Source organism: Ureibacillus endophyticus (assembly GCF_024159215.1).
In the GTDB taxonomy this organism is placed as follows: Bacteria; Bacillota; Bacilli; order Bacillales_A; family Planococcaceae; genus Ureibacillus; species Ureibacillus endophyticus.
Map to the genome: position 1 here is coordinate 2021472 of NZ_JAMYWW010000001.1, position 21880 is coordinate 2043351.

At 34.7% G+C, this 21880-nt stretch carries 25 protein-coding genes; 14 read left to right on the forward strand and 11 right to left on the reverse strand.

What is annotated here, in order from left to right:
• Positions 1-77: 77 nt before the first annotated feature.
• The 5 genes from NKR20_RS09855 to qoxD all read left to right on the forward strand — a co-directional run bounded on the left by NKR20_RS09855 (position 78) and on the right by qoxD (position 4865).
• Positions 78-557, forward strand: coding sequence for a DUF2231 domain-containing protein (locus NKR20_RS09855; RefSeq protein ID WP_121213731.1), 480 nt, complete (start codon positions 78-80; stop codon positions 555-557).
• A gap of 518 nt (positions 558-1075) precedes the next feature.
• A complete protein-coding gene (gene qoxA, locus NKR20_RS09860) occupies positions 1076-1984 on the forward strand; it encodes a cytochrome aa3 quinol oxidase subunit II (RefSeq protein ID WP_211330870.1) in 909 nt (302 codons plus the stop codon).
• A 55-nt stretch (positions 1985-2039) separates the two neighbouring features.
• Positions 2040-3986, forward strand: a complete 1947-nt coding sequence (qoxB, locus tag NKR20_RS09865; RefSeq protein ID WP_121213733.1) for a cytochrome aa3 quinol oxidase subunit I — start codon at positions 2040-2042, stop codon at positions 3984-3986.
• Positions 3986-4582, forward strand: a complete 597-nt coding sequence (gene qoxC, locus NKR20_RS09870) for a cytochrome aa3 quinol oxidase subunit III (RefSeq protein ID WP_253426073.1) — start codon at positions 3986-3988, stop codon at positions 4580-4582. Before qoxB ends, qoxC begins: the two co-directional genes overlap by 1 nt.
• A gap of 1 nt (position 4583) precedes the next feature.
• On the forward strand, positions 4584-4865 hold the full coding sequence (gene qoxD, locus NKR20_RS09875) for a cytochrome aa3 quinol oxidase subunit IV (RefSeq protein ID WP_253426076.1): 282 nt from the start codon (positions 4584-4586) through the stop codon (positions 4863-4865).
• Between the two features lie 106 nt (positions 4866-4971).
• Here qoxD and NKR20_RS09880 read toward each other — a convergent pair whose 3' ends face one another.
• Positions 4972-5169 (reverse strand): hypothetical protein, encoded by a 198-nt coding sequence (locus tag NKR20_RS09880; RefSeq protein WP_121213736.1) that lies wholly within the window; start codon positions 5167-5169, stop codon positions 4972-4974.
• Between the two features lie 272 nt (positions 5170-5441).
• On the opposite strand from NKR20_RS09880, the gene NKR20_RS09885 reads away from it, so the two are divergent.
• A complete protein-coding gene (locus tag NKR20_RS09885; RefSeq protein WP_301286013.1) occupies positions 5442-6767 on the forward strand; it encodes a Glu/Leu/Phe/Val family dehydrogenase in 1326 nt (441 codons plus the stop codon).
• Positions 6768-6807: 40 nt separating this feature from the next.
• Here NKR20_RS09885 and NKR20_RS09890 read toward each other — a convergent pair whose 3' ends face one another.
• Together NKR20_RS09890 and NKR20_RS09895 are read right to left on the reverse strand one after the other, a co-directional pair.
• On the reverse strand, positions 6808-7980 hold the full coding sequence (locus tag NKR20_RS09890; protein ID WP_253426079.1) for a macrolide family glycosyltransferase: 1173 nt from the start codon (positions 7978-7980) through the stop codon (positions 6808-6810).
• Positions 7973-8413, reverse strand: a complete 441-nt coding sequence (locus NKR20_RS09895) for a helix-turn-helix domain-containing protein (protein WP_121213738.1) — start codon at positions 8411-8413, stop codon at positions 7973-7975. The genes NKR20_RS09890 and NKR20_RS09895 overlap by 8 nt, the downstream gene beginning before the upstream one ends.
• A gap of 157 nt (positions 8414-8570) precedes the next feature.
• On the opposite strand from NKR20_RS09895, the gene NKR20_RS09900 reads away from it, so the two are divergent.
• Together NKR20_RS09900 and NKR20_RS09905 are read left to right on the forward strand one after the other, a co-directional pair.
• Positions 8571-8747 carry a hypothetical protein gene (locus NKR20_RS09900; RefSeq protein ID WP_253426081.1) on the forward strand — a complete coding sequence of 59 codons (177 nt, stop codon included), beginning with the start codon at positions 8571-8573 and terminating at the stop codon, positions 8745-8747.
• Positions 8748-8909: 162 nt separating this feature from the next.
• Positions 8910-9362, forward strand: a complete 453-nt coding sequence (locus NKR20_RS09905; RefSeq protein ID WP_253426084.1) for a YuzC family spore coat inner layer protein — start codon at positions 8910-8912, stop codon at positions 9360-9362.
• 608 nt (positions 9363-9970) lie between these two features.
• On the opposite strand, the gene NKR20_RS09910 is transcribed toward NKR20_RS09905, so the two are convergent.
• Together NKR20_RS09910 and NKR20_RS09915 are read right to left on the reverse strand one after the other, a co-directional pair.
• A complete protein-coding gene (locus tag NKR20_RS09910) occupies positions 9971-11206 on the reverse strand; it encodes a multidrug effflux MFS transporter (RefSeq protein WP_253426087.1) in 1236 nt (411 codons plus the stop codon).
• Positions 11207-11229: 23 nt separating this feature from the next.
• Complete coding sequence (locus NKR20_RS09915; protein ID WP_121213741.1) at positions 11230-11622, reverse strand: hypothetical protein; 393 nt, start codon at positions 11620-11622, stop codon at positions 11230-11232.
• A 183-nt stretch (positions 11623-11805) separates the two neighbouring features.
• Here NKR20_RS09915 and NKR20_RS09920 point away from each other — a divergent pair, with 183 nt between their 5' ends.
• Both NKR20_RS09920 and NKR20_RS09925 read left to right on the forward strand, forming a co-directional pair.
• Positions 11806-12921 carry an NADH-dependent flavin oxidoreductase gene (locus tag NKR20_RS09920; RefSeq protein WP_253426090.1) on the forward strand — a complete coding sequence of 372 codons (1116 nt, stop codon included), beginning with the start codon at positions 11806-11808 and terminating at the stop codon, positions 12919-12921.
• Positions 12922-13010: 89 nt separating this feature from the next.
• Positions 13011-13193, forward strand: coding sequence for a hypothetical protein (locus tag NKR20_RS09925; protein ID WP_121213743.1), 183 nt, complete (start codon positions 13011-13013; stop codon positions 13191-13193).
• A 74-nt stretch (positions 13194-13267) separates the two neighbouring features.
• On the opposite strand, the gene NKR20_RS09930 is transcribed toward NKR20_RS09925, so the two are convergent.
• Positions 13268-13447 carry a hypothetical protein gene (locus NKR20_RS09930; RefSeq protein WP_121213744.1) on the reverse strand — a complete coding sequence of 60 codons (180 nt, stop codon included), beginning with the start codon at positions 13445-13447 and terminating at the stop codon, positions 13268-13270.
• Positions 13448-13570: 123 nt separating this feature from the next.
• The gene (locus NKR20_RS09935) at positions 13571-14359 is read right to left on the reverse strand and encodes a DUF2935 domain-containing protein (protein WP_253426092.1); all 789 of its coding nucleotides are present in this window, start codon (positions 14357-14359) and stop codon (positions 13571-13573) included.
• Positions 14360-14789: 430 nt separating this feature from the next.
• Here NKR20_RS09935 and NKR20_RS09940 point away from each other — a divergent pair, with 430 nt between their 5' ends.
• Positions 14790-15245, forward strand: a complete 456-nt coding sequence (locus NKR20_RS09940; protein ID WP_253426095.1) for a DinB family protein — start codon at positions 14790-14792, stop codon at positions 15243-15245.
• 29 nt (positions 15246-15274) lie between these two features.
• Here NKR20_RS09940 and bioB read toward each other — a convergent pair whose 3' ends face one another.
• Both bioB and NKR20_RS09950 read right to left on the reverse strand, forming a co-directional pair.
• Entirely contained in the window at positions 15275-16279 is a 1005-nt protein-coding gene (bioB, locus tag NKR20_RS09945) for a biotin synthase BioB (protein WP_301285916.1), read from the reverse strand.
• Complete coding sequence (locus NKR20_RS09950) at positions 16276-16884, reverse strand: biotin transporter BioY (protein WP_253426098.1); 609 nt, start codon at positions 16882-16884, stop codon at positions 16276-16278. The genes bioB and NKR20_RS09950 overlap by 4 nt, the downstream gene beginning before the upstream one ends.
• A gap of 193 nt (positions 16885-17077) precedes the next feature.
• Between NKR20_RS09950 and NKR20_RS09955 the strand changes: the two genes are divergently transcribed.
• Genes NKR20_RS09955 through NKR20_RS09965 form a run of 3 tightly spaced genes read left to right on the forward strand, consistent with a single transcriptional unit; the run spans position 17078 to position 18816 of the window.
• Positions 17078-17287, forward strand: a complete 210-nt coding sequence (locus NKR20_RS09955; protein WP_121213749.1) for a spore coat protein — start codon at positions 17078-17080, stop codon at positions 17285-17287.
• Positions 17288-17301: 14 nt separating this feature from the next.
• Positions 17302-17664 carry a spore coat protein gene (locus NKR20_RS09960; RefSeq protein ID WP_121213750.1) on the forward strand — a complete coding sequence of 121 codons (363 nt, stop codon included), beginning with the start codon at positions 17302-17304 and terminating at the stop codon, positions 17662-17664.
• 15 nt (positions 17665-17679) lie between these two features.
• Positions 17680-18816 (forward strand): zinc-dependent alcohol dehydrogenase, encoded by a 1137-nt coding sequence (locus NKR20_RS09965; RefSeq protein ID WP_253426101.1) that lies wholly within the window; start codon positions 17680-17682, stop codon positions 18814-18816.
• 45 nt (positions 18817-18861) lie between these two features.
• Here the strand turns inward: NKR20_RS09965 and NKR20_RS09970 are convergent, their stop codons facing one another.
• The gene (locus tag NKR20_RS09970; protein WP_121213752.1) at positions 18862-20358 is read right to left on the reverse strand and encodes an ATP-binding protein; all 1497 of its coding nucleotides are present in this window, start codon (positions 20356-20358) and stop codon (positions 18862-18864) included.
• A 136-nt stretch (positions 20359-20494) separates the two neighbouring features.
• Positions 20495-21823 (reverse strand): diguanylate cyclase domain-containing protein, encoded by a 1329-nt coding sequence (locus NKR20_RS09975; RefSeq protein WP_253426119.1) that lies wholly within the window; start codon positions 21821-21823, stop codon positions 20495-20497.
• Positions 21824-21880: the final 57 nt, after the last annotated feature.

The window sequence follows — 21880 nt, forward strand, 5'->3', positions numbered from 1 at the left end:
ATTAAAAAAAGCAAGAACAATTTCAGAGTATTTTCAGTTTCCATGTGAACGTTAAAAATAAAAAAGGAGTTATGATTATGCCATTACATCCATTAGTTGTTCATTTTCCAATTGCTTTACTTTTTGTTGCTGCCATTATCGAAGTAGTAAATGTTTTTGTTAAGAAAGAAACATTGAACAAATTTGGCACATTATTAATGATTATAGGGATTGTTACAGGTGTTGGAAGTTATTTAAGTGGTGAGAATGCTGAACATTTTGCAAAAAATGCTTGGGGAAAATCCGTTCACGAAACAATTGAACTGCACGAATTTTATGCAGGGTTATCGTTATTAGTATTTTTTATCCTTTTATTATTAAAGTTGATTTTCAAACATTCAATACTTAAAGAGATTAAGTGGTCAAAAGGTGCGATAATAAAAGGAGTTTCTTCTATATTAATAGTACTGCTTTGTATTTTTGGGATAACTGCTTTAATCATAACAGGACATCTAGGAGGAAAAGTTGTCTATAATCAACCTTCTCAATCAATTGAAGTAAATTTTCAAAATGAATAATAATAAAAATACCCGATTAGTTCATCAACACTAAGCGGGTATTTTTTCTTTCTAGAATCAAGTTCCTCGAATTATCACACAAATTCTAAAAAAAACTTATTTTTCTTTATTAAATATGTTATTCTAGTATAAGTAAATAGATTTTCTCGTTTATTATACTACATATAACCTTTTCATTCGCCAAAACCCTTGCCATTTTGTATAAATTCCCCTTAACTCAGTATCTACTTCCATTTCTACCAAGGAATTTCCACAAAAACTCATTATATTCGAATACCTTTCTATGAATAAATCAAGTATAAAGCCTTACTATTTTCCAAACTAATGAATAATTTGTGAAACCGCTTTTATTTGCGACAACTTTATATCTTTTTTATGAACAAATTGTGAATTAAACACTATATTCATAGTGGAAATATGTCTATCTTACATGAAGTTATATAAAATAAATTAGCATAAAGGTTTTCGAGAACGGTCTTACATGACGAATTTGCTCGAGACAAGAAAGGAGCATCTTTATGAAAAGAAAGTGGTCACTATTAGCTTCACTTACAGCACTTGTAGTTTTTCTAACAGGATGTGAACCATTATTAGTTTTAGATCCTAAAGGTCCACAAGCGGCACGACAAGCTAGTGACATAATGCTGTCAATTTATATTATGGCAGGAATTGTAATCGTTGTTATGGCAATTTTAGTGTATGTTTTATGGAAATATCGCGCTTCAAAATTACCTGCAGATTATGAACCGCCTCATGTAGAAGGGAACATTTGGGTAGAAGCAATTTGTGTAGGTATCCCTGTAATAATAGTTGCCGTTCTATCATTTGTATCGGTAAAAAGTAACTATATTGTAGAATCCACTCCACAAGGATATGAAGATCAAGAACCACTAGTTGTTTATGCTTCATCATCTGATTGGAAATGGCACTTTAGCTACCCTGAACAAGGAATTGAAACAGTAAACTATCTTTACATTCCAGCAGATCGTCCAATCGAATTTAAGCTTTACTCATTTGGATCAATCACAAGTTTTTGGATTCCACAACTTGGTGGACAAAAATATGCAATGGCTGACATGGTTACGACATTACATTTAGCAGCGGACGCACCTGGTGAATTTGTAGGTCGAAATGCAAACTTCAGCGGTAAAGGTTTTGCTGAAAATACATTTAACGTAACAGCAATGACTCAAGCAGATTTTGACGAGTGGGTTGAAGAAGTACATGAAACAGCAGACCCAATAACAGAAGATGAATTTGAAACATTATTAGAACCTGGTCACCTTGGTCAAATGACATTCACAGGAACACATTTAGACTTTAGTCCTGCTCCTGAACATAACCATCATTCAGAAGAAGATTCATCTGAACATGACCAACACGAAACTCACGAAACACACGAAGAAACAGATCATGCTCATCACTAATTTTTCGTTACGAGATTTATAGATTAGTAATTTCTCTTGAAAGGAGATATAAGGAATGGAATTCTTTCAACGATTCGCCATACCTCATCCAAGTCCAGCGATTTACGCTTCAATGGTTGCTATTGCATTAGTTTCAATTGGGATTGTTGTTGGTTTAACATATTTCAAAAAATGGGGTTACTTATGGCGTGAGTGGTTAACGACTGTTGACCATAAGAAAATCGGGATTATGTATTTACTTTCTGCGATTCTCATGCTTTTCCGTGGTGGCGCAGATGCCATTATGATGCGTGCTCAGTTAGCTACACCTGAAGCTAAACTGTTAGATGCACAACACTATAACGAAATCTTTACAACTCACGGGGTTGTTATGATTATCTTCATGGCGATGCCTTTTATCTTCGCCTTCATGAACTTAATCGTTCCATTACAAATTGGGGCACGTGACGTAGCGTTCCCTCGTTTAAATGCACTAAGCTTCTGGCTATTCTTCTTTGGTGCAATGTTATTTAATATTTCATTCGTTGTCGGTGGTTCTCCTGACGCTGGTTGGACTTCTTACTTCCCTCTTGCTGGGAATGATTTCAGTACTTCCGTTGGTACGAACTACTACATGATTGCGATTCAAATTTCTGGTATCGGTTCCTTAATGACTGGTATTAATATGATTACGACAATTTTAAAAATGCGTGCTCCTGGCATGAAATTAATGCAAATGCCGATGTTCACGTGGTCTGCGTTTATCGCAAACGTAATTATCGTATTCGCCTTCCCTGTATTAACAGTTGCGTTAATCATGGGTACAACTGACCGTTTATTCGGTACAAACTTCTTTACTACTGGTAACGGTGGTATGGACATGCTTTGGGCAAACTTCTTCTGGGTTTGGGGACATCCAGAGGTATATATCTTAATCTTGCCTGCATTCGGTTTATATAGTGAAATTATTTCAACGTTCTCAAGCCGAAACCTTTATGGTTATAAATCAATGGTTGCATCGATGGTTATTATCTCCCTACTATCATTCTTAGTATGGACTCACCATTTCTTCACAATGGGTCAAGGTGCACTTACAAACAGTATTTTCTCTATTACAACAATGGCTATCTCTGTTCCTACAGGGGTTAAGATATTCAACTGGCTATTTACAATGTGGAAAGGGAAAATTCGCTTTACCGTTCCAATGCTTTACTCAATCGGATTTATCCCACTATTCGTAATTGGTGGGGTTACAGGGGTAATGCTTGCGATGTCTGCTGCGGACTATCAATACCATAATACAATGTTCTTGGTAGCTCACTTCCACAACGCAATTATTCCTGGTGTAGTATTCGCGATGTTAGCTGGTTTAACATACTACTGGCCAAAATTCTTCGGCTTTATGTTAAATGAAAAAATCGGTAAATCGACTTTCTGGTTATTATCAATCGGTTTCGTACTTGCCTTCTTCCCAATGTATATCACTGGTTTAGACGGTCAAGCGCGTCGTATGTACACATATTCTGAAGCAACAGGTTTCGGTCCATTAAATATGGTTTCATTCTTTGGTGCTGGTTTAATGGCACTTGGTTTCGTAACAATCGTATGGAACATCTACTATAGTTTCAAAAACTCACCACGTGATATTGGTAGTGACCCATGGGACGCTCGCTCTTTAGAATGGGCAACTCATACTCCAGTTCCTGTTTATAACTTTGCTAGAATGCCACAAGTTAATTCAAGTGAAGCATTCTGGGATTCAAAGAAAAAAGGACACCAATTATTCAAAGGTGAATATCAAGAAATTCATATGCCGAATAACAGCGGTGTACCGTTTGTAATGAGTGCTATTTTCTTTGTTGCTGGTTTCTCATTTGTCTTTGCATTATGGGTACCTGCAGTAATCGCATTAATCGGAATTTTCATCTGTATGGGTCTACGTTCATTCGAATTAGATCACGGATACCATATCCATGTTGAAGAAATCGAAGAAACGGAAAAAAAATTGGGAGGTGCTAAATAATGAAGATCGATCACTCACAACCTTTAGAATATAGCACTGATCAAAATCAATTAAATATTTTAGGCTTCTGGATATTCCTTGGTGCCGAAATTATGCTGTTTGCTACACTTTTCACAGCCTATTTCACATTAGCAGGTCGTACGGGTTCTGGCCCTACTCCTGCTGACATGTTTGAAATTACACCGGTATTAATTGAAACATTTGTGCTTTTAACAAGTAGTTTCACGATTAGTCTTGGAATTCATGCAATGAGACTTGGTCGTAAAAATGCGATGCTTGCATTTTTCGGTATTACCCTTCTTCTTGGTTTAGGATTCCTTGGAGTAGAGATTTATGAATTTATGCACTACTACCACATTGGTGCAACATATCAAACTAGTGCATTTACATCTGCTTTAATGACAACATTAGGTACGCACGGTGCCCACGTAACTTTAGGGTTATTCTGGGGAACATTCATTATCATTCAAGTAATCAAACGTGGATTAACACCACAAAATGCAAATAAAGCATTTATTTTCTCACTGTATTGGCATTTCTTAGACGTTGTTTGGATTTTCATCTTCAGCTTCGTCTATCTGAAAGGAATGATGTAATATGAAAGAATTATTCCCTGCTAAACAGGTGATGGGCTTTGTCTTTTCACTCGTTCTAACTGTAGTTGCCCTATTAGTGTATTACACTGATATGTCCTTTACAGTAGGTATGACAGTTTTATTAGTAACCGCTTTTGTTCAAGCATTTTTACAGCTAGTTGTGTTCATGCATGCTGGCGAATCAAAAGATGGCCGTTCCATCTATACAACTATTTTCTACGGTGCAATCATTGCAATCGTTACTGTATTTGGATCATTACTAATCTTAATTTGGGATATGTAAAACCAAATGCGAAAGCGACCTCGAGATACTGAGTGCTGTAGCTAGATATAAAAACTAAAAAGAGCCGGACTAATTCGTCTGGCTCTTTTTTCATCTCCAAAAATACCTAAGTCTTCTCAACTCTTCTCTTACTACTCTCATGTTCAAACAACTGCATAAATAAACCGAACATATATAGAAATATCCCGCTTTTGACTAATTCAATCCCAAACCATATTGAAACGCTTACAAAGAAACTTAAAACAAGAAGCACAACCCCAGCAATGGCAACAGTTGCAGCAAGGTATCTAAAATAATTGAACATCTTCGGTCACTCCCTGTTTTGCTCGTTTTTGGATTGTCTAGCTTTCTATTAATATATGAGAGTTGTTCACAAAAAAGTCACAACTTTAAGGTAAATTATTTTACTTCAATAAACTCCCCTTCTAATTAAAATATCCGCAACTCATTAAGTTTACATAATATTATTATTTAACAAAATGTATATTTTTTTAGAAAAAGAAAAAACTACTGCTGATTAATTATGTTTCCTAACCTTTATCAAATTATCAATAATTGGAGGAATATATTTTGACTATGATGAAAGAAGTTCCTGAATCTAAAGTGGAAGCTCCAATAACTGCGAACGCAAATGAAAATCCCTATGAAATTGTAAAGTCCCTTCTAAAAAATTCCGTCGAAGCATTGGGATTAACAGAGGATGTATATCGATTACTTGAAAAACCTATTCGTGTATTAGAAGTATCCATCCCTGTAAGAATGGATGATGGAACAATCAAAAACTTTACGGGCTATCGCTCCCACCATTCGGACATTCTGGGCCCTGCTAAAGGTGGAATCCGTTTCCATCCAGAAGTAAACATTGATGAAGTCAAGGCACTTTCCATGTGGATGTCTCTGAAATCCGCTATTCTAGGTCTACCTTTTGGTGGTGGTAAAGGTGGCGTGATTGTTGACCCAAGAGAATTATCAAAGTGTGAATTGGAAAACTTAAGCCGTGGCTATATCCGGGCCATCACACCAATCATTGGTCCAGAAAAGGATATTCCGGCTCCTGATGTGAATACAAACCCACAAATTATGGGTTGGATGCTCGATGAATATGATCGTTTGCGTGGATATAATGTACCTGGTTTTATTACAGGAAAACCAATTATAGTTGGTGGTTCACAGGGTCGTGTTGAAGCAACTGGACGTGGCGTAGTGATTTCCATTGCAGAAGCTGCGAAAAAGTTAAATATTCCATTAGAAAGTGCAATTGCTGCTATCCAAGGATTTGGAAATGTGGGTAGTATGACTGCAAAATTCCTACATGAGCTTGGAGTTAAAATTATAGCAATTACCGATGTTAAAGGCGGTATCTATAATGAAAACGGCATTGATATACCTAGCTTGAGACAACATGTCGCTGAAACAAAATCCGTTGTCGATTTCCCTGGTGCAGAAAGCTTCGACAGTGATAAATTGTTTGGTTTACCAGTTGATTTCTTAGTTCCAGCTGCATTGGAAAATCAAATTACAGAAAAAACTGCTCCTCAAATACAAGCAAAAGTTGTTGCTGAAGCTGCGAATGGACCGACTACCCCAGAAGGTGATCGGATTTTAAATGAAAAAGGAATTTTCGTCATTCCTGATATTCTATGTAACTCTGGTGGTGTAACGGTTTCTTATTTTGAATGGGTTCAAAACAATATGGGTTATTATTGGAAAGAAGAAGAAGTAAATACAAAATTAGAAGAAAAAATGATTTATGCTTTTGAAGACGTACACAAAATGCATGAGGAAAAGCAAGTGAATATGCGTGAAGCTGCATATATCGTAGGCGTTGGACGAATTGCAGAAGCCTTCCAAGCTCGTGGTTGGATTAATGATTGGTCGATGCCATTTAAATGTAAAGCTTAAAGTTAATAAGCATTCGCGTAATTGAGCGCGAATGCTTTACTTATTTTTGAGCAAGTTCTAATATTATATCGGCCGCTTTATTCACACCACCAGCATTTCTGAAATTTTCCGAAAGCCTAACAGCATTCTCTTTGTATTTTTCGTTTGCGAAAATTTCCTCTACCGCGCTAACAAAATGTTTCTCACCAATTCCTTTTAAATAAACTCCTGCTCCAAGCTCTTCCACCCTTTTTGCTACGAGCTGTTGTTCGCTATGGAACGGATATAAAATCATTGGCACTCCGAAATACAAACTTTCATTTACACTATTCATTCCACAATGTGTAACGAAAACATCTGCCCTTTGTAAAACTTCAATTTGATTTACTCGATTTTTCACGGTGAAGTGGTCAGGAAGGTTTCCGAGTGAGGCAATGTTCGTTTGTTCTCCAACAGACATTATAATTTCATAGCTACTATTAGAAAAAGCTTGAATACATTTTAAGTAGAAATTTTCATTTTGATTAAGTACAGTACCTAAAGATATATAGACAACCTTCTTATTCTTTTTTGGAATCATCTTTTCAGTAAATTCAATAGATGGACCTACAAAATTAAACTTTTCAGAAAAAGTCTCTGCCATAGGTTGAAAATCTTTCGTAGTATAAACGATGGTATTCGTATTATTATCATTTTCAATTAGGGAGACAAAATTATCGACTTCATACCCGTGACTTCTTAGTAATTGTATTTTTTTATTAATCTTTGGCATCCCAAAAATCATGTTAAATATTTCTTTTATTCCTCGTTTCATTAATTTAGCTGTATGTTTATTAAATGCAAAAGAAGTCGTTGAGCAAATATAAGGAATGTTTAACTTTTTGGCAAATAGTTTCCCCCAAACACATAACGAATCACTAACCATACAATCTGGCTGTAGCTCTTTTAATTCAGCACACACTTTTTGATCCATTGCAATAGTAGTATCTACAAGCATCTCTATCAAAGATGTAAAATCTTTTCCTGCTTTTTTAGCAATTTCTTGTTCTGTGATTGGTGGTAAAAATTCATCACATGAAACAAACTTTGCTCCCGCGCCTTCGATTTTCGTTTGAAACTCGTTGAAGGAATAATAGCAAACCTCATTACCTCTTTTCACTAAATCAGCAACAACCGGTATTGTTGGGTTTGTATGACCATGGGCTGGAATCGAAAAAAATACTATTTTACTCATCTACATCCCCTTCTGCTTTTGTGTTTCGAACTATTTCAGCAAATTCTAGAATTTGTTCGCTTTTTAAAATAGCAAGTCCCATTGTTTCATCTTCACCCAACACAATTAATTTATCACCTGGTTTGATGCGATAGCGTTCCCTCGCCTGTTTAGGAATGACAATTTGCCCGCGCTCTCCAACCTTTACAACTCCGAAAAAGTGCTTTCCCTTAGGTCCTAAATGTTGTATTTCTTCTTCCGACATATCCCTCGATAATTCATCTAATGTAATCTGAAATAGATCAGCTAGTAATTTACACTTTTCAATATCAGGTAAAGCTTCTTCACTTTCCCACTTTGCAATCGTTTGGCGAGATACATTTACTTTTTCGGCAAGCATCTCCTGACTTAGTTTACGTTTTTTACGCAATAATCGTATATTCATACCAATCATGTCGATGACAACTCCTTATATTGCTTACTATATAAAACTTTCCCTTGAATTTCTATCAAGATTCAAATACATTTTATGTTAAAAATCGTGGCAAAATGAAATACATAAATTTCTTAATTTACGGAGAAGATGTACTTAATAGAAAGGAGAAGCAAATATGGATGATAAAAATACACTGTTTAAAATGTATGCCATGTTAAATTCCATGCAAAGCCAACTAAACCAATGTAAATCCTATTTAGAAAATATTATGGAAGAAAAAGGTTTTGACTTTAGCACCATTTTGGAAGATTATGATGTGTTTGCGCCTCAAGAGGATGATCAAATTCACTAATCCTATAATGTGCTGTAGAAATACAGCACGTACTTTTAAAGGGAAATTAATTAATTTCATACTATATATTGGTGAAAGTCCTATTAAATAGTTTAATAAATACATATGATAAGCTTAAATGGACTTTTGTAAGAGATTACCACAGGAAAAGGAGGGTTGCGAATGTACTACTTCTATCAACCGCAGTATTTTCACTCTCCATATCACCCAATGGCTTATCGACCAATACTACAAAGACCAAATATGAATCATAGATTTGTACAACAACCAATGAATCAACCCAATCCAAGAAATCAACAAAACCCAGGAAATCAAAATCCATATCCCGAAGTAGACCCAAATCAGTTATACGATTCCGCAAACGAAACAAAAAAATTAATGAAAGATGCTAGTATAGTGCTTGAAAGACTATCTTCATCGAAAGATTTTGATAAACAATTAATGGACCACGCACAACAATCTCAAAGTGAAGAAGTGAAAAAATTAATTAAATCGATTGGCATCGAATCGGATGTAGATATTCTTTATACACCAGATAGTTTACGATTAGAATTTATATCCCAAATTGCAGATTCCGACTGCTGTAAACTATCCATTGTTCTAAAATGGCGATAAATGATAAAAGCAACTAACTCTTTTAGGTAATTGGTTAGTTGCTTTAGTTAGTTTTTGAGTCTTTCGGTTAACTTGAGATTGAATACCATTTCTCCTTAATTACACTTAATTTTTTGCATTCATCACTAGAATGAATACCATTTTCACTTCTATTTTTACTGATTTACGTATTCATCACTAGTATGAATTCATTTTTTCACTGTTTTCCCTCAAAATTTTGCATTCATCACTAAAGTGAATACCATTTTCCCTTTGATTTACACTGATTTTTGTATTCATCACTGGTATGAATACATTTTTTCACTTATTCCCCTTAAAATTTTGCATTCATCACTAAAGTGAATACCATTTTCCCTTTGATTTACACTGATTTTTGTATTCATCACAGGTATGAATACATTCTTTCACTTATTCCCCTTAAAATTTTGCATTCATCACTAAAGTGAATACAATTTTTACTTCAATTTCCACTTATTTTTGTATTCTTTGCTTGTATGAATACAATCCCTCTTTAAACTCCCTCTAAATTTCGTATTTTATCCGCTTAATCCACACAAATAATAAAAAGCGCTAATCTTTAAAAGATTAACGCTCTCATAAATCCTAAATTAAACCGATTCAGACTTTGGATCTTGTCGAAGTTTCCAGTTGCCTAAACCTACAATCAGTACAAAAAATACAATCGAAATAAAACTTGAAAGTGCCATTACTAAGCCCATGGCGATGGCAGGATTTCCACCGATTCCTGTCAACGGTGCAACTGTTCCAGCAATCACATATTGAAGAACTCCGATTAACGCTGCAGCACTTCCAGCAATTTTCCCCTGGTTTTGTAATGCTAATGATTGACCCGTTGTACTCACAATACCAATACTCGCTACCGCTAATAATAATGGTGGCAATATGAATACTAAACTAGCTTTTAATATAAGTAACAACAGTAAGACACTCGATGAAACGAATGCTAGTAAGATACCTGTTACTAATAATTTTGATTCCCCAAAACGTCCAGCGACTCTACCCGTAACTTGTGCTGCAATTGAAATGCTCACGCCATTTGCAGCAAAAATGAGACTGAATGTTTGAGGACTTGTTCCATAAACCTCTTGCAATACAAAAGAAGAACCAGAAATATACGCAAATAATAATCCAAAAACACATGCTAACGGTAGTGCGTATCCGATAAAACTACGGTCTAAGAATAATTGTTTAAATGTGATGAATGTCTTTTTAACTCCACCTTCAGTTCGTAATTCTTCAGAATGGGATTCTGGTAAACTCGTTAGAACTAAGATAAACATCACTACACCAATGACACTTAAAATAATAAACACAGCATTCCAAGGAGCTAAAAGTAAAATAATCCCACCTAAAATCGGTGCAAGAATTGGCGCAACACCATTCACTAACGCTAACAATGAGAAGAATTTCGTCAATTCGATACCAGAATAAATATCCCGAACAATCGCACGGGATAGAACAACCCCCGCAGCACCAGAGAATCCTTGAATAAATCGTAGTAAAATGAAGCCCCAAATCGACGTTGAAAATGCACATAATAATGAAGCAATACTATAAATAATTAAACCGATTAGTAAAGGCTTTCGTCTTCCACGTACATCACTTAAAGGCCCAATAATTAATTGTCCCGATGCCATTCCAACTACAAAAAAGGTTAAACTCAGTTGTACAAGGGATGGCGTTGTGTTAAATTGTTCTGCTATAAGTGGAAGAGCAGGTAAATACATATCTATCGATAATGGTGCAAATGCAGCCAATGAACCTAAAATTGCCGCTAGTTTTAACCGTTTCGTTTTAATTGGTTGATGATCCACAGAATCCATTCTTTAAACCTCCTTCAAAACAATCAATTAAGTTGATTGATTAAGTTTCTAATAACCTCAGATTTATCTAATTGCTTACTATCACAATATTGATGTAGTTTGTTGTATGTATCTTCATCTAACCGAACATGAATGGAATGCTTTAACTTCTCACACTCTGGCTTTTTTGGTCGACCTCTTCTAATTTTTCTTACTCCTTCTTCATCGCGCCAAACTGTTATTAAAACAAAGCCATCTTCTTCAATCGATTGTTGAAAATTATTTTCTTCCCATAGTTTTAAAGCTTCATTGATTCGTTGATTGATAAATTGTACTCTTTCCTCCCCTTCCAATCCCCGATTTTTTGCTTTTTGATTCATCTTTTTTTGAATATAATCTTTATATTCCTCAAAAGAAGTAAAAGTTAGCTCCTTCATATTCATCCTCACTAATTTTTGTTCTACAAAAAATAATAAGAAACTTTTTGTTAATTAGCAATCTTATTTTTGCAAAATTCAAACTTTCATATTTTTAATAAAAAAATTAGAAAAGCATTTTAATATACAAACAGATAGATTTTTTATACGATAACAGTGGATTGAACAAAGGGAGGAAAAAAGATGAATACGAATAACTTACTCTCACCTTTTACATTGCCAAATGGCGTTGAATTAAAAAATCGTATTATTATGGCTCCAATGACAAACTGGTCCTCTAATCCAGATGGAACAGTAACAGAAGATGAAGTGAAGTATTATGCACGACGTTCAAGTGGGGTTAGTATGGTAATTACAGCTTGTACGAATGTCACAGCTAACGGCAAAGGATTCCATGGTGAGTTTGCTGGAGATCGGGATGAAATGATTCCTAGTCTACGAAAAATAGCAAATGCTATTAAAGAGCAAGGGGCAAAAGCTGTTCTTCAAATTTTCCATGGTGGAAGATTATGTCCACCTGAGCTTGTTCCAAATAATGAAATTGTTAGTGCAAGTAATATCCCTGCTGAAGGTTCTTCTAATATTCCAAGAGCTTTAACAGAGTCGGAAGTAGAAGAAATTATCGAAGCATTTGGTGAAACGACTCGCCGCGCAATTGAAGCAGGTTATGATGGCGTTGAAATTCATGGTGCAAACGGCTATCTAGTTCAACAGTTTTTCTCACCTCATTCTAATCGACGAGAAGATCGATTTGGGGGAAGCCTGGAAAACCGAATGACGTTCCCTTTAGCGCTTGTTGATAAAGTAAAGAGTGTCGTGAACCAATATGCAGATTCATCCTTTATAGTTGGCTATCGTTTTTCTCCTGAAGAAAAGGAAACTCCAGGAATTACAATGGCAGATACCCTTAAACTGGTAGACGCTTTAGCGGATAAAGGCCTTACGTATTTACATGTTTCCTTACATCACTTCTTCTCTACTGCAAAACGAGGCATCAATGATACATCGAAAAAACGTATTGAATATCTTCTAGAAACAATAAATGATAGGGTTCCATTAATCGGCGTTGGTAAAATTCAAACTGCGGATGATGCCCAAAAAGCACTAGATACTGGTGTTCCACTTGTAGCCCTTGGAAGAGAACTCATCATTGATCCAGATTGGGTACAAAAAGTGGCAGAAGGAAAAGAAAATGAAATTATTACGAAATTGAATAAAGACATGCAAAAGCAACTTGTCATTCCAGATCCTTTCTGGAAAGTCATCATGAATACACCAGGTTGGTTCCCTATTGCATAAATGCTTGAGGCCCTTTTTTATAAGGGTCTTTTTTATGTACATAATTATTCAAAAAAATACTCATATTAGTCGAGAAAGGAGATGGTACAATGCGAAAGAAATTTAAGTTAAAGAGAAACCCTTTAGAGGTAGCAAACAATACAGTTCGTTTAAAACCAAATGAAGAATTTGGGTTAATGACTGTATCACATCCTAATAAAAACAATTCAAAAAAGTTATCCCTTGAGGAAGTCATTAATAAAATGGACGAAAATCAAGGTGGTATGGCTTAATCTTTCGGTGAGTCTTTTTGAACTCACCTTTTCTACATAGAAAAACCCCGAAAAAATTTCGAGGTTTTATATAGTTAACGATTTTTACGTCTATTATGTTTTTGTTCTTGGTTGGCAAATTCATCACGATTACGGCTACGATTAAAATCAATTTCTTCGCCGAATTCTTCACGATTGTTGTTAAATTCCGCTTCTAGACCAAACTCTTCATGGTTATTCGCAAATTGATTTTGTTTATTTTTTCTTTTCACCATCTTCAATTCACCTCCACGCTCATTATTGTGAGTCAGCAGGTTAATTTTATACACATAAGTATCGTTCCGTTTCAAAAGAAAAACGTTAATCCCTTTGTGGAATTAACGTTTTTGACCAACATATTAATTTTTATTTAAAGTCGCTTCATATAGATCAATAATTTCTAAGAACCTTTCTGCTTCTCTAAATGTATGGTCAGCCAGTAAAGGGTGAATGTTACTCTTAATTCGGCAAGCTTCAATTAATTCTCGAGCCGTTTTCTTAAAATCTCTAAGAGACTTAACGGATACCCGGTTCTGGTCTAAGAATTGACTTAAAATCGGTTTCGTTTCAGATTGAGGGCGCATTGAATCAAGATCCATCGCCTGGAACAGCAATTGATCAAAATCATGACTAAACTCCCTTGCTTGGTCTACTAATTTTCGTTCAGAAGGGTCTAAAAGATGTCCAATAAATTTTGCATGGTCAGCCATTATTCTTAAGAAGAACACATTTTCCTTAATGATCGCATCTGGTCTTGGTGCCAATATCCCTTGATTTAGTTCTTTTAAGCGATTAGCAAAATACGCTGCTTCCCTACTAATATGATCAACTAATAATGGGTAATTATTGCTAATAATCTCACAGCGCAATGTTAAGCCTAATACTTTCCGTTTAAATGCCCAAATATTGACCGCATGTTGATAAACCTCTGTATTGAATGCTTTAACCTGTTGAATATCAGAGTTCTGGGAAAACTTACTTAACTTCTCCTCAACCCTTTCAAAAACGTTAATATAATGCTGTGCTTCTGCTACTAAATTCTTTTGATCATGTGTAAAGCCTAATGACAAAAATAACGCGTGCTCTTTCATAATTCTAGACCAAAATTGAATTTCATCTAATGACCTTGCAACAATTGGATTAGACACAAAATCCCTCCTTGTATCAACTCCCTACATGTATATGTAATATTTTTCAAAATATATTATTTTTAAAATAATAATTTTTAAATTTTGAACAAAATATTTTTTGAAATAATCCCTATAGACGAATTAGAATAGTTCAACTTGAGTACTTTTTTTACCACTATATATTATTTCAAAATTACTTCCTTCAATTATTTTCTGTTTTATACTTTTGAAGCAATGATTAATGTTTAGCAACCCTAATGTTCAAACCACTATTAGTTACTTTTACGGAAAAAATATTGTGAAGACATGATCTATCCAATTACAAATACGCTATCATTATTTATCTTAACGAACAGGTACTTATATTTTCTGATTATTTCGAAGATAGTTTGCTAGACTTAAATTGGTGGTCTTGGTATATTGTCAATAGAAAGAGGAGGGAATTCATTTGGGTAGTCAATTAATTAAAAAACAATTCGCAGTTACTAGAAAAAACATTTTGAGTTTATTAGAAGGTGTTTCTCCTGAAGTGCTAGACGTTGTTCCAGAAGGATTTAATAACAATATCCATTGGCAAATTGGGCACATTTTAACAGCTGGTGAATTGTTCCTGTTTAATGGACAAAAAAATCTACCAGAAAACTACGGCCAACACTTTGCAGGTGGGACAAAACCAGCTGATTGGACAAATGATGTGCCTTCAGTTGAAGATATTCTAGTAAAATTACAAGAACAACTAGAACGCATCAACCAAATTTCCGATGACTCATTCGAGATTGAACTGGAAAAACCGTTTATCGGCAATAAAACAGTTGGCGAATTAGCTGCTTTCGGTGCATTCCACGAATCATTACACTTAGGTCAAATTCAAATTTTAAAACGTTTAATCGAATCACAAAAATAACCGCCCTGTTTAACAAGGCGGTTTATCTTTTAACAAGTAATTTGTGGTTCCCTATTAAGTGGTTCTAAATCGATTTCAAATCCTAAATCTTCTAACATTTTTTTATCTTGTTCCCCAGGTTGTCCTTCTGTTGTTAAATAGTCCCCTAGGAAAATAGAGTTTGCTGGATATAAACTTAATGGCTGTAGTGTACCGAGATTTACTTCACGACCACCTGAAACGCGTATTTCCTTTGAAGGATTCACAAATCGGAATAAACTTAACACTTTTAAACAATAGCGGGGATTTAATTCCCTTGTTCCTTCTAAAGGTGTACCATCAATGGCATTTAAGAAATTCACTGGGATAGAATCGGCATCTAAAGCACGTAAACTTTTCGCCATACTGATGACGTCTTCTTTTGATTCTCGCATTCCGATAATTACACCAGAACATGGAGAGATTCCCGCTTCTTTTGCTAATTCAACAGTATTTACGCGGTCTTCATAAGTATGGGACGTTGTAATATTACTATGATGATTGGCAGATGTATTAATGTTGTGATTATAGCGGTCTACACCCGCTTCTTTTAATTTCTCTGCTTGGTCTGGTTTTAAAATTCCTAGGCACGCACAAATCGTCATTTCAGGATGTTTTTCTTTAATTGTTTTTACTGAATCTACAACAATATCAATCTCTTTATTTACCGGTCCACGTCCACTAGCAACAATGCAATAAGTTCCTACATTTAATGATGCAGCGCGCTCAGCTCCTGCCACGATTTCTTCTTGTTTCATCATGGCATACTTTTCTACAGGTGCTTTGGAAACGATTGATTGTGAGCAATAGCCACAGTTTTCTGGGCAAAGTCCTGATTTTGTATTAATAATCATATTCAGTTTAACTTTATTGTCGAAAAACTTACGGCGTATTTTATAAGCTGCATGAAGAAGTGGCAATAGGTCTTCATCTGGACTATTTAATATTGCCAATGCTTCCTCATCTGTTAACTCATAGCCTTCTAAAACTTGTGTAGCTAAAGCATCGTAATTCATCTCGTTTTCCCCACTTTCAATACTTTTTGTATGCGGTAGCCGAAAATTCCCGCAAAAATAGCTAATATTAAATCTTTAGGTAGCGGTGGCATCATCCAAAGCCAGGCCATTGAATAAGAAAATCCATCTGGAGCACCGAACCATAACATATATGCAGCATACATCCAGTTAGTGCCAAGTAGATAACTTACTAATGTTCCAATTATCGCTGCAGTAATAAACATTGTTTTTGTTGGTCGTTTTTCTACCATTTTGCCAACTAAAAATGCTACTAAAATAAACGTTACAATGAATCCAAAAGTAGGACTTAAGATTTGGGAGAAGCCGCCACTAAATCTTGCAAAAACCGGAGCACCTGCTAATCCAATTAACATATAAACTGTCACGGAAATCGCACCTAATCTACTACCTAAAATAAGTCCTGCTAAAATTGCAAAAAATGCTTGTAATGTAATCGGTACCCCACCGATTACCATAAACGGTGCAAATGAAGTAATATTTGCGCCAATCATCATAAGTGTCGCAAAAAGCCCACAATATACTAGCTCCACCGTTCTTAATTTTTGTTTTTGTTTTGGTTTAGATTGAACAGTCTCTGTTGTCATGCATCCACCTCAAGAAATTAATTTTGTATATTAGTAATTCTAAAGATTACAAATATTTATGTCAACCTATTTTTATTTTATGTTAACTTAAAACCAAAACTTGTATTAATTTAATAGACATTACCTTTCCATTGAATAAATGGTTTACCTATCGGGTAGCCTTTTGAAAGATACTTTAAGGAGGATTTTTATCATGTTTGAGAAAAAACTTGCACTTCACGAAACGATGGAATTTCATGAAGTGATTAACTTTATGACAACGAGTTTATTAAAATCAAAATTAAGTCAAGGTGTCGTTTTTGATGATGATTTACGAGACTTGTTAGAAAAAAACGTTAAACTATCAACTCCTGCCTTAAAAGCCATGATTAAACTTTACGAAAAATCAGAGCTAGAATATTAATCGGAGGAATTCAAATGGAAGATTATTTAGATCCTATTAATTCAATCAATATGCCGGAGTTAACAGATTCTGGAGTGGCATTAGAGTTACTGTTATCTTTAAAAACCGGTGTCCGTACTCTTTCCATTGCACTTACTGAAACGGCTTCCCCTGCCCTACAAAAATTATTGAGAACCCAACTCGATGTGTTAATTGATTTATATTTAGAGACTTCAGAACTAATGAAGAAAAAAGAATGGTTAAAACCTTATGAATTATCTCACCAAAAAGAGCTGGATATCAAAGCAGCGGAAAACGCCATCAGTATTGCCAGTCTTGACCTATTCCCAAAGAACATGAACCGAAAAGGAATGTTCCCAACTCCACCAAAAAAATAATAAAGGAAGATAAGAATGAAGGCAGTTACGTTTCAAGGAATTAAAAACGTTGAAGTAAAAGAAGTAAAGGACCCGAAAATAAAAAAAGATGACGATATTATCATTAAACTAACTTCCACGGCAATTTGCGGTTCAGACCTTCACCTATTCCATGGGATGATCCCAAACTTAGGAAAAGATTATGTGGTTGGACATGAACCAATGGGAATTGTCGAAGAAGTTGGAAAAGGTGTTTCGAAGGTAAAAAAAGGCGATCGTGTCATCATCCCATTTAATATTGCATGTGGGGAATGTTGGTATTGTAAACATGAACTAGAAAGCCAATGTGACAATGCCAATGACAATGGAGAAATGGGTGCCTACTTCGGATATTCTGATACAACAGGCGGTTTCCCCGGAGGACAGGCGGAATATATGCGTGTGCCTTACGCAAACTTTATCCCATTTAAAATTCCAGAAAACAGTGAAGTAAAAGATGAAAGCTTAGTTTTATTGGCCGATACAGCCACAACTGCCTATTGGAGTGTGGATAATGCAGGGGTAAAAGCTGGTGATACAGTTATTGTTCTTGGTTGTGGTCCTGTTGGTTTATTGGCACAAAAGTTTGCATGGTTAAAGGGTGCAGAAAGAGTCATTGCCGTTGACTATATCGGTTACCGATTAAAGCATGCGAAACGGACAAATAAAGTTGAGGTTGTGAACTTTGAAGATCATGAAAATTGTGGTGAGTATTTAAAGGAAATCACAAAAGGCGGTGCCGATGTGGTCATCGATTGTGTTGGAATGAGTGGCAAAATGACTCCTTTAGAGTTTCTAGCTAGTGGCTTAAAACTCCAAGGAGGTGCAATGGGTGCCCTAGTCATCGCAAGTCAGGCCGTTCGAAAAGGGGGCACAATTCAAATAACAGGTGTGTATGGTGCTCGTTATAACGGGTTCCCACTTGGTGACATTTTCCAACGCAATGTAAACATTCGCACTGGTCAAGCACCTGTCGTCCATTATATGCCTTACCTTTATCAACTCATTGCAGAAGGTAAAGTGGACCCAAGCGATATCATTACCCATGTCATTCCGTTAGACCAAGCAAAAAGAGGGTACGAAATTTTCGATACAAAACAAGACAATTGCATTAAAGTTATTTTAAAACCATAAAAAACTTGAGCAGGAGTATTCAAAAATAATTACTCCTGCTCTTCATCAATTCAATATCTTCAACACTTTATCCAACACTTCTGAATTATGCACAATGACGAGATGTAGTTTTTTTCTCGTACGATTGATATTTTGATAAAGCATTTTTGTTGGTTGATAATACGGTTTTCTACCTTCTTCTTTCGCTGATAATTTCCGATTATCTTTGTAATAGAATAATTTATCAATGACTGCCACAACATGGTCATATTCTTTTCCGGATACATCTCTACGGTATCCTTTATGAGAGTGGTCATTATCCGGTTGGTCAATATATCCAGATCGCGTGTAGTCAATAATCTTCCACCCCTCTTCCCTCATAAATTGCAAATAGTTTCTTGCAAACTTTTTAGAAGAAAAATATTGAATCGAAACATTTGTATACTTTTGAATATCAGAAGTTCGAGCTAAGTCAAATAAATTATTGATAAATGAAGAAATCTCTATATTATGGCGAATAATGGTTGTTAATTCATACTTCACTGGCTTTAACTGCTCATGGATGAGTTTTGGAATATTATTATTAATTTCAAAGGTTGTCAGTACTTGATCAGGGTCTAATGAAAAAATACACTTAATCTTTAAATCTGTTATTAACTCGATCAATTTGAAAAACTTATTTTTATACAATCGCTGTGCTTCATCAAAAATGATTAAATCGTACTGAGAGAAATCATAGGTTAACTGCTTTGCTTTATTAAAATTACTAATCGGTTCTATCGGCCATTGATAATCATTAATTAATTTCTCATGTCCTTTATTTAACCTTCCACAGTTGAAAATGAGCACTTTCTTATTATTTTTCATAAATTCTTTTGCAATGTCATACGTTAAAAGCGTTTTACCAGTACCCGGTCCACCTTCTATGACGATAAAACTTGTCTTATCAGTTGGAATTAAATTTAATATTTCTCGTTTATATGTACTTTGCTGAGCACTAAGGAAATATTTATCCTCCATAAAACTTTCCGGTGAGTTAAAAGGAGATACTAAATAATTCGTTGGATCAAACACATCGTCTAGATTATCGATATGAATAAATGTTTGTTCTTGTAGTCTTTCTATCAGAAGTGGCATTTCTACTTCTTGTAGTTGATTCAAATCTGTTAAAAAGTACAGTTTCTTAGTAGATGAAATGAATGTAAAGTTATAAACTTCTTTATCGAGAAATTTTAAATAATATTGATTTTGTACGAGCTGTCGAAGTACCTTTTCTTCACTACTTTCACGTTTCAACTCAATATTAACAACACTCTTTTCCCCAATTCGTAATAAATCAAATTCTTTGCCAATCCGGTTAATCATAAAGCCAACATAAAAATTATGAAAAGTAGTGAATTGGTCTGTATGTTTTTTCATTTCCTCTACTAACGATTTGAGATCATCTATTTCACTAATACGGATTTTCGGATTCATCCCAAATTGCGTCACGTACTTCGAAAAGTTTGTTAAACTTAAATCCATTCTAGCACTCAACAGGGATAATAAATTTATTGCCTTCACGATATATGCTCCTTTATCACTACTGGTACAGTCTTCCTTAAATTATAAATTAATATTTTTATTTTTGTGAACCGATTTATACATTGTCTCAAACTAAGAAAAAAACTGCCTAAAAAGAAGGCAGCAAAATATGAATTTATAATGTTAAATACTCTTTCTTTTTTCCATAATTAGTTACTTGATTACGTCCATTATTTTTGGACTCGTATAGCGCTTGGTCAGCCATTATATACATGTCAGACGGCTTTAAGTTTTCTGTTGGTGTAATTGTAGAAACTCCTATACTAACGGTCACATATTCATTTGTTAGTGATGTTTGATGTGGAATTCTTAATGCCAAAATAGCAGCACGAATTTCCTCTACCACTTGTAAGGTTTGCTGTTTATTTTGATTGCGTAACAGCACTACAAATTCTTCTCCTCCAAGTCTTGCTACATAACTGTTTGGCTCTTTATTAAATTCTTTCAACTTTTTAGAAATCCTTTTTAAACACTCATCACCTTTTAAATGACCATATGTATCGTTATAATCTTTGAAATAATCAATATCTAATAGAATAAAAGACAATGGTTCTGTAGTTTCTAAAGATTCTTCCCATACATTAGTAAATACATCATTAAAAAACCTTCTATTATAAAGTCCCGTTAATCCATCAAAATTTACTTTCTCCTCTAAAGAATGGATATTTGATGATAATTCAGTACGCATGACGCCAACATTTCTTATTAAATCAGCAAGTTCGTCCTGTTTATTATAAATTGGAACTTCTTTTGTAAAATCATGTTCTGTATAAGATTGTACACAGCTACTTAGCTTAATAATCGGTTTAATTAATGCTTTTAGAATTCTAAAATTAATCAATAGGTTCACTAACATAATAACAATAATTGTTGCTACTAATATAATTAATGTCATATTAATTCGATACTTCATTGTATTTCGAACAATCGTCCGCTCTTCATCAATACTCTTACTAAATTCAAAGAAATTATTTCTAAAATCATCCGAGGCATGTTTGGCATCATCTAATAAATTTATATTAAGATTTTCTCCATTACGCCCTTGTTCTACAAATATTTCAGCATAAGTTGATTGCCAATGCTCCCCAAGCTGTATAATTTCTAATGCTTTGTTTTGTAATTTTTCAAAACTTTTCGTATTACTCAATAAATCGGCAGAACTTTTAGAAAACTCTGCCTGTCCTAAATAATAAGGTTCTAAAAATTCCTCATGGTTCGTTAAACTATACCCCCTTTGACCAGTTTCCTGATCAATGATGGATCGGAATAGTTGGTTAGCAGATACGTCAATAGTATCTAATATACGTTGACCTTTTATATTCGCATCTAAGGCAAAACGAATGGAAAAGGTGAGTAGTATAACGACTATAATAATTAATATCGCTGAAAAAATAATTGAGTTTAATAGCTTATTCCCTAATTTTCCAAGTGAGTGAAATTTCATAGATTTTATCACATACTTTCCTAGAAACATAATTCAATATGCTTATTTTAACATAGT

Excerpts from the sequence above, each read along its gene's own strand:
- NKR20_RS09900 (WP_253426081.1), top strand. The coding sequence starts at position 8,571 with ATGGATGATAAAAATACACTGTTTAAAATGTATGCCATGTTAAATTCC.
- NKR20_RS09965 (WP_253426101.1), top strand. The coding sequence starts at position 17,680 with ATGAAGGCAGTTACGTTTCAAGGAATTAAAAACGTTGAAGTAAAAGAA.
- NKR20_RS09925 (WP_121213743.1), top strand. The coding sequence starts at position 13,011 with ATGCGAAAGAAATTTAAGTTAAAGAGAAACCCTTTAGAGGTAGCAAAC.
- qoxA (WP_211330870.1), top strand. The coding sequence starts at position 1,076 with ATGAAAAGAAAGTGGTCACTATTAGCTTCACTTACAGCACTTGTAGTT.
- NKR20_RS09955 (WP_121213749.1), top strand. The coding sequence starts at position 17,078 with ATGTTTGAGAAAAAACTTGCACTTCACGAAACGATGGAATTTCATGAA.
- qoxD (WP_253426076.1), top strand. The coding sequence starts at position 4,584 with ATGAAAGAATTATTCCCTGCTAAACAGGTGATGGGCTTTGTCTTTTCA.
- NKR20_RS09950 (WP_253426098.1), bottom strand. The coding sequence starts at position 16,884 with ATGACAACAGAGACTGTTCAATCTAAACCAAAACAAAAACAAAAATTA.
- NKR20_RS09975 (WP_253426119.1), bottom strand. The coding sequence starts at position 21,823 with ATGAAATTTCACTCACTTGGAAAATTAGGGAATAAGCTATTAAACTCA.
- NKR20_RS09960 (WP_121213750.1), top strand. The coding sequence starts at position 17,302 with ATGGAAGATTATTTAGATCCTATTAATTCAATCAATATGCCGGAGTTA.
- NKR20_RS09855 (WP_121213731.1), top strand. The coding sequence starts at position 78 with ATGCCATTACATCCATTAGTTGTTCATTTTCCAATTGCTTTACTTTTT.
- qoxC (WP_253426073.1), top strand. The coding sequence starts at position 3,986 with ATGAAGATCGATCACTCACAACCTTTAGAATATAGCACTGATCAAAAT.
- bioB (WP_301285916.1), bottom strand. The coding sequence starts at position 16,279 with ATGAATTACGATGCTTTAGCTACACAAGTTTTAGAAGGCTATGAGTTA.
- NKR20_RS09890 (WP_253426079.1), bottom strand. The coding sequence starts at position 7,980 with ATGAGTAAAATAGTATTTTTTTCGATTCCAGCCCATGGTCATACAAAC.
- NKR20_RS09895 (WP_121213738.1), bottom strand. The coding sequence starts at position 8,413 with ATGATTGGTATGAATATACGATTATTGCGTAAAAAACGTAAACTAAGT.
- qoxB (WP_121213733.1), top strand. The coding sequence starts at position 2,040 with ATGGAATTCTTTCAACGATTCGCCATACCTCATCCAAGTCCAGCGATT.
- NKR20_RS09905 (WP_253426084.1), top strand. The coding sequence starts at position 8,910 with ATGTACTACTTCTATCAACCGCAGTATTTTCACTCTCCATATCACCCA.
- NKR20_RS09930 (WP_121213744.1), bottom strand. The coding sequence starts at position 13,447 with ATGGTGAAAAGAAAAAATAAACAAAATCAATTTGCGAATAACCATGAA.
- NKR20_RS09885 (WP_301286013.1), top strand. The coding sequence starts at position 5,442 with ATGATGAAAGAAGTTCCTGAATCTAAAGTGGAAGCTCCAATAACTGCG.
- NKR20_RS09880 (WP_121213736.1), bottom strand. The coding sequence starts at position 5,169 with ATGTTCAATTATTTTAGATACCTTGCTGCAACTGTTGCCATTGCTGGG.
- NKR20_RS09915 (WP_121213741.1), bottom strand. The coding sequence starts at position 11,622 with ATGAAGGAGCTAACTTTTACTTCTTTTGAGGAATATAAAGATTATATT.
- NKR20_RS09910 (WP_253426087.1), bottom strand. The coding sequence starts at position 11,206 with ATGGATTCTGTGGATCATCAACCAATTAAAACGAAACGGTTAAAACTA.
- NKR20_RS09920 (WP_253426090.1), top strand. The coding sequence starts at position 11,806 with ATGAATACGAATAACTTACTCTCACCTTTTACATTGCCAAATGGCGTT.